This is a genomic window from Methylobacterium soli, assembly GCF_008806385.1.
Taxonomy (GTDB): domain Bacteria; phylum Pseudomonadota; class Alphaproteobacteria; order Rhizobiales; family Beijerinckiaceae; genus Methylobacterium; species Methylobacterium soli.
Window position 1 is genome coordinate 210,811 of sequence record NZ_VZZK01000009.1, and the last position, 8,251, is coordinate 219,061.

The window sequence follows — 8,251 nt, forward strand, 5'->3', positions numbered from 1 at the left end:
ATTCAGACGCTCCTCTTCTGGCGCTTGGTGGCGAAGTACGAATCCATGAAGGTGTCGGCGTCGTCCTGGCCGGCGCCGGACTCAAGTCCGACCTGCGGGTTGCCAGCGGCGGCCATAGCGGCGTCGAAGCGGTTGGCCGGCTTCGCAGTCTCGGCCTTCGGGAAGGTGCCGAGCAGCTGGACGGCCGCCTCGGCGGGCATGTCCGTCTCCAGCGCGATGTGGCTGGCCTGCGCCTCGCGGCCCTTGGCCTCGTCGGATGCCAGGATCGTCTTGATGCGGCCCCGGGCGCTCGTGGCGCCCTCTGCCTCGCCAGCCTGTCGGCCAGCCTTCTCACCGTCGGCGCGCGCGGCGGCGACGGCAGCCTCGTGGGCCTCCGGTGTAATCATGGTGTTGTCCTCATCCTGGGAGGGGGAGCAGTCAGCCGCGAATGCGGCGACGGCGTCGTCCAGCGTGCCGGTGCTGTCAGCCAGCCTGTTCGACACGGCTTCGGCCGCGGTGAAGCAGAGCGCTTCAGTGTCCCGGACCGCTTGCTCGTTCAGCCCGCGGTTGCGGGCAACTGTGGTGACGAAGGTGCCGTAGAGCTCGTCGATGCGAGCCTGGAAACGGGCCTTCACGTCATCGGGCAGCGCCTCGAAGGCGTTGCCGTCAACTTTGTGCCGGCCGGCGTAGATGAAGGTGACCTTCACCCCGGCCTGCTCCATCGCGCCGGACACGTCATAGTGGGCCGCGACGACGCCGATCGAGCCGACCCCACCGGTGCGCGAGACCACGATCTGATCGGCGGCGGATGCGATGGAGTAGGCCGCCGAGTAGGCAGCCTCATGCGCGAAAGCCCGGATCGGCTTCGTGCCGCGTGCCGCGAACATGCGGTCGACGAGGTCGAAGTTGCCGGCCACGTGTCCGCCCGGGCTGTCACAGACCAAGGCGATGCCGCGCACGGTCGGATCAGCCAGCCCGCGGTCGAAGGCGCGCTGGATGTAGACGTAGCCGGTCGCCCAGCCGCCGAGGGCAAACGAGAAGTTGTGGAGCAGGACGCCCTTCACGGGAATCTGCAACACACCATCGCGCACGACGTAGGGACGGTAGGCGGCGCGCCAATCGTCGGGTGCGGGCCAGAAGCCATCCTCGGCGTAGGCGTTGGCCTCCAGCATCTCGGCCGCGCGCGGATGCGAAGCGGTGGCGGTGAGGCAGCCCTCAAACCAGTCGCGCATCTCCGGCGCGACGAGAGAGGGCCTGGACGCGAAGCGTGCCAGCAACGGGTTCGACATACGTCCTCGCTGTCAGTCGTCGCCGCCCGCTACCGCGAGCTTTGTGTCGGCGGCGATCTCGGCCGCCGCGATGCGCGGGTTGGCCACGTGCGGCCGGGGCAGACCGAGCTCATCGGCCAGGGAATTCTCGCGGGCCATCTGCTCAAGCTGCTCGCGCCAGTCTCGCCCTTGCTCGGCGCACTCGTCCGCCATCGTGGAGATGCCGGCATCCATGCGGGCCTTGGCCGCCAGCGCTTCCTTGAGCGGATCGACCCAGCCGCGGCCGGCGAAGGTGAAGTTGCAGCGCGTCCAGGCCAGCTGGTTCGGGTAGTAGTCGTCCGGCGTGCAGTCCGGGATCTCGCCGCGCTGCACCGCTTCTTCGAACCAAAGGTCGAACACCGGCATCAGCCAGTGGTCGGTCAGGAACTGCCGAACCGAGAGGAAGTAGCGCCAGGCCTCCAGCAGGGCGGCCCGGGCCGACGAGTAGTTCGACTTCGAGAAGTCCTTGCTGGTCAGCTCGTAGCCGAGGTTGAGGCCGGCACCGACCTGCTTCAGGACGGTGGTGAAGAACTGGTCGAAGCTCGCGGCATTCTGGTTGTTCGGTGAGAAGGGCTTGAGCGAGGTGCCGGGCGGCATCGGGATGATAGCGCCACCGCGCATCTGCACGCGCCACTCGTTGATCGCGTCCTGGTAGCTGGCGAAGGCAGCGCTCGGATCGTCCAAACCGTCGGCACCGGCGCCGCCCATCATCTCAACGATAGAGGCCTGATCCAGGGGGGTCTCAAGCGCCCCGAACACGAGCGAGTTCAGGACGGCGAGGCGGACCTGCTCCACCCCGTATTTGTCCAGCATCTTGAACTGGCGGGCGACCGCCGCGACGATCGACTTGCCCCGAGTCTGACCGACCCGCTCGCTCTCATAGACGTGGAGCACGCGGCGGCGGCCGAAGGCCTGGTAGGCCGGGATGCGCTCCCAGGATCCTGCCGAGAAGGCCGACCGTAGGCTGAAGGCGTCGCCGGGGTGGGACTTCCTGATGTGGTACGCGACCGCGGCCGTGGTGATCGGGTCAATCTCGACGCCGCCGCGCAGTGTCGGTGTGTCGGCGCGCCCATTCGGGTTGGACAGGCGGGCCGGATCGACAAGCTGCACGCAGGTGTTCCAGCGCGAACCGTTCCGCTTGGTGTAGAGCGGCAGCGCCAGCCCCTCACCATTCGCCGCAAAGGTGCGGGCGAGCAGCCGGGTCGAGACGTGGCCGTTGTAGCGCAGGCCGGCATCGAACCAGTCGGTGTCGAAGAACGAGGAGAACTTGCTCTCGACGACCTGGGACCATTCCGCGACCCACTCCGGCGTCTTGCCGAGAGCGATGCGGTCCGGGTTCGGCTTGCACCGGATCCGCGGCCCGATGACGTTATCGACGAAGGTGCGCTCGGCGCCGGCCGCGATTCCGTTGTTGCGGGTGAGGTCGTCGACCCGCGCGTTGATCGTGTCAAGCTCAGGCAGCAGCGCCGCATCCGGTGAAATGCGGTAGTTGCTCCAGGTCGCCATGTCGCGCGCGGCGAGCGAGGCGGCATGGTGTGCAGTCTCCACCTCGGCAACAGCGGACATCGCAGCCCGGCGCACTGTAACACCACCGCCGATGCCCGGCCGCTCCCGGTGGATCCAGGGGACGTTCGCCGACATCAGAAGCTCAGGTGGATCGGCGCGCGCCGCGGGATCCGCACGCCTTCGAGCGTGGCGATGCGCTGTCGCAGGGTGTTGATCCAGATGGCGAGGTCGTCACGGTTCGCCTGCATGAACGTTGCAGACTTCCCCTCATAGGAAACCGAGACCGACTTCTTGCCGATCATCAGTTCGTGCTGAGCCTGCTCGGCCTCGGCGAGCCACAGGCGCAGCTTGAGCAGGTCTGCGACCGTGTCAGCCATCAGGTGTCCTACGGTTACAGGTACGGGTCGGAGGCGGCGATCACACGGGGACCGCGCCGTCGTGGGGCGCCCTGCGATGCGACCTGGGCACGTTCCTGCCGAACCTCTGCCGAGCCGCGCATCGGATCAGTCGTTTGCATCTCAACGACCGCTTCCCCGTCCCGGACATCCGTCTGAGCGGGCGCGCTGGGCATGCGCCCCATCACGACGTAGCGGCCAGAGAGAGCCTGTAGGCCACAGACCGCGACGTAGGCGTAAACGAAACAGACGCCGACCTCGTGCGCGGCCTTGGGCTTCACCCACTCGGTGTAGCCCTGCCGGCGAACGACCAGTTTTTCGCGCGTCAGCTGCTCGAAAAATTCGGTGTCTACGGGCCGAGCCCCAAGGGCAGGCTCGACCGGAAAGTGAACGTGCCGCGGTCCAGGTTCACCGATCGCAAGCGAGCCGTATGCCCAATCGCGCGCTGCATTGCCGCCGATCATGAACCACGAGTTTCCGAGCTTCGATGATGGCGTTCGCGGCCACACCTTACTCCGATGACCACGCGCCTCGGACTTGCCCTTGATCGCCCAAACGTGACGCCGACGACGCTCGTTGCAGAAGGCGTAGGTCTCGGCCGTGTGGTGACCGCCGGAGTCGATCGCTGCTGCGCGGATGCGAAGCAACGAACCATCCGGCCTCCTGAACTCGCGCCGTAGCAGCCGGTCCAAGTTGGCCCAGACTTCCACGTCGGCTGGATCACCTGGGATGACGAAGTGCCCGATCAAGGCGCTTTCGAGCCCTGGGCCCCACCCATAAACCGCCGCCTCGATGCGGGCATTGCCGCCTGACTGAACGTCGCCGCCAAGAGTGAGGTATTGCACCCACGCCGGGACCTCGGCGCCAAATTCCTCCTGGCGCTCCAGGAATGCGCCGGGCTTGATCTCCTGCCCGTAAGTCAGCTTGTAAGGCAGACCAAGACGCAGGTTCCGGAATGGCTGAACGAGCGAGGCGGGATCTTCCTGTGCGTCGATCCACTCTTGGGCGATGACTGGCCAAGCCGCGTTCGGGTTCAGCGACATGCCCGTCCAGAGATGGAAGCCAGCATGCCCGGGGGTGCGAGGCCGAGCCGTCGGACGCCACTCGCCGCGGGCATCCATCCAGGACTTATGACTCTCCTGGATGATGCAGCCGCATAGACCCTGATACCAGACCGACTTCAGCGAGCCGTCCTCGTTCAGATCGTACTTCAGGCCGTGGGGGCTCTCCTTGCTACCCCAATCCAGATATTGCCACCCGTCGAGATGGCCCGCCGCTTCAGAGCATTGGGGGCACGGAACAAAGTACCGGCGCTGATCGCTCTGCAGCCAGAGCTTCCAGATCCGCGACGTCTCCTCGAGAAGGGGCGTTGATCCGCGAACCTGCTTGCGGTTCCAGAACGTCTCACCGCGGGTCCAGAACAGCTTGAGCTTATCGCCCTGGGTCTTGGCCCCGGGAGTCCACCCCTCACCGTCGACCTCATCGGCGAACTGGAAGCGGGCCGAGTAGCGGCGGAATGCGTCATCCGAGGCCGCACCGACAACACGAATGGATGCACCGTTAGCGAGTTGAAAGAACGTCGCCTTGTCCTGTTTCTCTCCCCTCTTCACCGGCCGGATCAGGCCAGTGAGAACGGGCGTCTCGCGGAGCATGGGGCCAATCTCGCCCCCGCCGAAATCTTCAGCGTCATCCTCGACCGGTTGCGCAACCGCGCACAAAGTCGGGTCCTGATGAAGGTGGTAGCCGAGCGCCAGCGTGGCGCAGCGGGTATAGCCAACACGGGCCGCCTTCAGGACAGTGACCAGCGGGATGCGCGGATCGCACATCGCGTCGAGCAGCCCGCGCTGATAGCCGTAGAGGGTGACCCGTCCGCTCTCGGCACCCGTGCCAGAGGGGATGCGGCCGAAATCCTCGGCCCATGCAGATCCGCTGAGCCGATCCTTGAACCGTAGCGCGTCGCCGAACAAAGCGTCGAGCGAGGCGAGGTATTCCGTGAAGCCGACGCCATAGTCGCCGCGCTTATGCTGGGCGATCCGATCCGCTGCCGGCATCATCGTCATTGCTGCGCGCCCTGGCCCACCGCTGGGCGAGATCATCGCGAGCGGAATCAAAGGCCCTGTTCATTTCGGTATGCGCCAGGTCTTCGATTTCAGGGGCGCTTGTGATGACGGTGGCGCGTGCGGCGATTTTGGATGCGGCGTTCGACAATCCAGTCTTCAGCACTTGGCAGAACATCGTCATCACGCTCTCGGCGTCGCGACGTGACACCACGTGGCCCAACGCTATGTCCGCTGCGATCTCTGCCGTGATGGCCGCAGCGACTGCCTTCCGGCGATCCGCCTCTTCCTTCAAGACCTTGTCGCCTTCACCGGCGTAACCCGCCACCGCACTCTCGACCGCGCGCTGCATGCGCCAGTCGATCACAGCTGCGGAATCGAATTTCCACTCACGGCCTTTACTTCCGCGCTCCAAAAATGGGCAACCTATCTTGATCCACCCATCGACCGTAGGAAGGCTTACGCCACAGAGACTTGCGAGGTCCACGCGGTTGAGTTCGCGACCGTCAATCGAGGATCCAGACATAAACAAAAAATCCGGATTTCAGAATTCTTAGAGGGTGAGAACCTGAACTCGTGCGGACCCTCGACACCTCCCCCACCCTGGAAGGACCCGCCGAGGTTCGTTTCTCGGGTCCTGGTCGCGCGATTCCTTAGCGCCGACTGCACGTTCCAGATGCTTGGCCCCTGAATGGGCCATCGCCCATCAATGCGAGCGGTATGGTATCGTACGCAGAATCAAGATGGAGGACGCTCGTGGAGCCGCTGTTTTCGCCCAGTTGTCAGCTCGTGGGCTGGATCACCCCCGATGCGTTCGTCTGGGACACGCAGATGAATCCGGTTGCATTCCTCGCGGGCGAAAATGCGTGGACCATGCGAACTCTGGCCTGGCTCGGTCCGGTGCAGGATCTGACGTGCATGGATCAGAGCGGAAAGCCCGTAGCCTGGAGCTCATCTGGATCCGTCTGCAGCATGGGCCCGCCGCTGCGGCCCATTACACCATTGCGCCCTCTAAACCCATTGAAGCCACTCAAACCTTTGAACCCGCTGCAACCGCTGCGTCCCCTGACGCCCTTGGGAGGATGGTCGCGCATGACCTTTCAGCAGTGGTTGGCCGGGCAATAGGCCGCGGGCGCTCGGTAGACGGTAGCGCTAACCCTCCTTGCGTCCTGCTCTCCCGCTCCAGGGCCACAGAGGTCGCCAGCACCCTGCGCCGATTCAGCGGCTCCAACGCGTCGAGCGCATCACCGCCTCGTCGCCATGGCCTGAGCCACCGCCTTCGGTAGCTCCCGCCACATCTCTTCCCTCATGAACCGGGCGAAGTCCTTACGGAGCGGCACGTCAGCCTTCACGCGGCTCGAGGACTGAAGCTTGAACATCAGCTGCAGGCGCTGGTTCTTGCCCTTGCCCACGGCCTGGAAGATGAGGCCGCCCTTCACGACCTTGCGCTTGAGCTCGCCGGGTCGCTGGCTGGCTACGACACCCTTCGAACCGCGCCGCACCCGCGAGGTGGGGATGGCGAAGCGACCGCGCGCTGTCTTCGTGCCGCCCTTGTCGTGCAGGTTGAGCGACGCCCGTCCGAGCTTGTCGACCAGGGCGACGCGCAGGTTGTCCTTCTTCGAGAACTCAGGGGCGAGCGCCGCCTTCAAGAAGCCCCGGTTCCGCACCGTGACGTGCGAAGGCCAGGTCTCACCGGCCAGTCGGTTCTCCGCGTTGAGCACGGCGCGGTTCAGAGTGCGGCTGATCGCGTAGGGGATCTGATCTGAAGCAGCGCCGACGTTGCGGGCTGCCTGCTCCAACGCACTCAGGTCGAAGCTGATCACCTCAGCCCCATCTCCCGCATCACCGCCCCCGGCATCTCGATGGCGGTGAGCGCCATGATCTCCCAGGCGCACCAGTAGAGTTGCCAGAGGTCGGAGAGGGTGGGGTTGCCGGGCATCAGCATCTCCTAACCGCCACCTGCCCTCGAAACGGCCAAACGGTCGGCATTCAGTCTTCCGAAACGCGCATGCATCAGAAGGACCGGATCGAACCGCGACCCAACTGCAGACCATGCCTCCCGAAGACCTGCCGGAAGCGGCCACCCGACCTGAGAAGCGCAAGGGCGGCGATCGTCACACCACGATGAAGCTGGCGACGATCCTGCTGCAAGACGGTGAGCAGATCCCGTGTGTGCTCAGGGACATGTCGGTGTCGGGGGCCAAGCTCGGCGTCGCGCGACGGCACGTGCTGCCCGAGAGCTTTGCGTTGAACTTCCCTGGCCGCGACCTGACCTGCCGTGTCCGCCGTGCCTGGAGGCGTGGTGACTTTGTTGGCGTCACGCTGCTGGACGAGAACGAGCCGGTGCGCGAGTAGGCTCCTGCCGCGCTGCGAGCGCCGCACAAGCCGCGTCGGTGAGTTGCCGGATCAGCTCGACTGCGCGCTCAGGCGTGACCTCGACGGATCGTCCTCCCCGCTCATCCCCGATCCGGATGCAGACCTTGTCGCCGGAGGCCTGGGCTGAGGCGGTGGGGTGCATGGGCAGCCGTAGAGCGGGACTAAATTGTCACCGTATGCGTTTTACTCCACAAAGCGGCAGAGGCTTCGATGGACGCGGCGACGATCGTAATGAACAACGAGGTGGTCCGGCAGGGTGCGGAGCGTATGCTTCAGCAACTTCGGTCCGAGGGGCTAGAGTATCGCTTGTGGGTCACTGGAACAGATCGTGGCAGCACCGTGCATGTTCGCGCTCCAAGCCTCACTCCTGAGATGAAGACCCGCATCGCCAATGTACTGAAAGGGCAAGCGGTCATTCTCGATATCGGAGACGGGGGCTCGACGTAGCCATAGCGTAGCAAAGCCCCGGGCGATTTATGCTCGGGGCACAAGCCTTCACAAGCCTCGGTGATGCCGTGGGCCGGTTTCGGGGGACACAGCCTGCCGAAGCAGTGGTCGAGGCGGTCTAGCAGGGTGTTGAAGAAGTCCGTGGCGTGGCCGAGCTGGGCGTGATTCACTCCTTCCCGGAAGC

Annotated in this window: 9 protein-coding genes; 3 read left to right on the forward strand and 6 right to left on the reverse strand. The window is 65.2% G+C overall.

Annotated features, from left to right (window positions below; translation table 11 throughout):
• Positions 1-2: 2 nt before the first annotated feature.
• Genes F6X53_RS11540 through F6X53_RS11560 form a run of 5 tightly spaced genes read right to left on the reverse strand, consistent with a single transcriptional unit; the run spans position 3 to position 5,770 of the window.
• Positions 3-1,268 (reverse strand): S49 family peptidase, encoded by a 1,266-nt coding sequence (locus F6X53_RS11540; protein ID WP_151000163.1) that lies wholly within the window; start codon positions 1,266-1,268, stop codon positions 3-5.
• Positions 1,269-1,280: 12 nt separating this feature from the next.
• Complete coding sequence (locus F6X53_RS11545; protein WP_151000164.1) at positions 1,281-2,927, reverse strand: phage portal protein; 1,647 nt, start codon at positions 2,925-2,927, stop codon at positions 1,281-1,283.
• The gene (gene gpW / locus F6X53_RS11550; protein WP_151000165.1) at positions 2,927-3,169 is read right to left on the reverse strand and encodes a gpW family head-tail joining protein; all 243 of its coding nucleotides are present in this window, start codon (positions 3,167-3,169) and stop codon (positions 2,927-2,929) included. The genes F6X53_RS11545 and gpW overlap by 1 nt, the downstream gene beginning before the upstream one ends.
• 14 nt (positions 3,170-3,183) lie before the next feature.
• Positions 3,184-5,247 carry a terminase gpA endonuclease subunit gene (locus F6X53_RS11555; RefSeq protein ID WP_151000166.1) on the reverse strand — a complete coding sequence of 688 codons (2,064 nt, stop codon included), beginning with the start codon at positions 5,245-5,247 and terminating at the stop codon, positions 3,184-3,186.
• Complete coding sequence (locus tag F6X53_RS11560; protein ID WP_151000167.1) at positions 5,207-5,770, reverse strand: terminase small subunit; 564 nt, start codon at positions 5,768-5,770, stop codon at positions 5,207-5,209. Before F6X53_RS11560 ends, F6X53_RS11555 begins: the two co-directional genes overlap by 41 nt.
• Positions 5,771-5,964: 194 nt before the next feature.
• Between F6X53_RS11560 and F6X53_RS33970 the strand changes: the two genes are divergently transcribed.
• Positions 5,965-6,369, forward strand: coding sequence for a 4-fold beta flower protein (locus F6X53_RS33970; protein ID WP_373876002.1), 405 nt, complete (start codon positions 5,965-5,967; stop codon positions 6,367-6,369).
• Between the two features lie 119 nt (positions 6,370-6,488).
• On the opposite strand, the gene F6X53_RS11565 is transcribed toward F6X53_RS33970, so the two are convergent.
• A complete protein-coding gene (locus F6X53_RS11565; RefSeq protein WP_151000168.1) occupies positions 6,489-7,067 on the reverse strand; it encodes a hypothetical protein in 579 nt (192 codons plus the stop codon).
• A 229-nt stretch (positions 7,068-7,296) separates the two neighbouring features.
• On the opposite strand from F6X53_RS11565, the gene F6X53_RS11570 reads away from it, so the two are divergent.
• Together F6X53_RS11570 and F6X53_RS11575 are read left to right on the forward strand one after the other, a co-directional pair.
• Complete coding sequence (locus F6X53_RS11570; protein WP_151000169.1) at positions 7,297-7,599, forward strand: PilZ domain-containing protein; 303 nt, start codon at positions 7,297-7,299, stop codon at positions 7,597-7,599.
• A 231-nt stretch (positions 7,600-7,830) separates the two neighbouring features.
• Positions 7,831-8,067: a hypothetical protein gene (locus F6X53_RS11575; RefSeq protein WP_151000170.1), complete on the forward strand. Its 237-nt coding sequence runs from the start codon at positions 7,831-7,833 to the stop codon at positions 8,065-8,067.
• Positions 8,068-8,251: the final 184 nt, after the last annotated feature.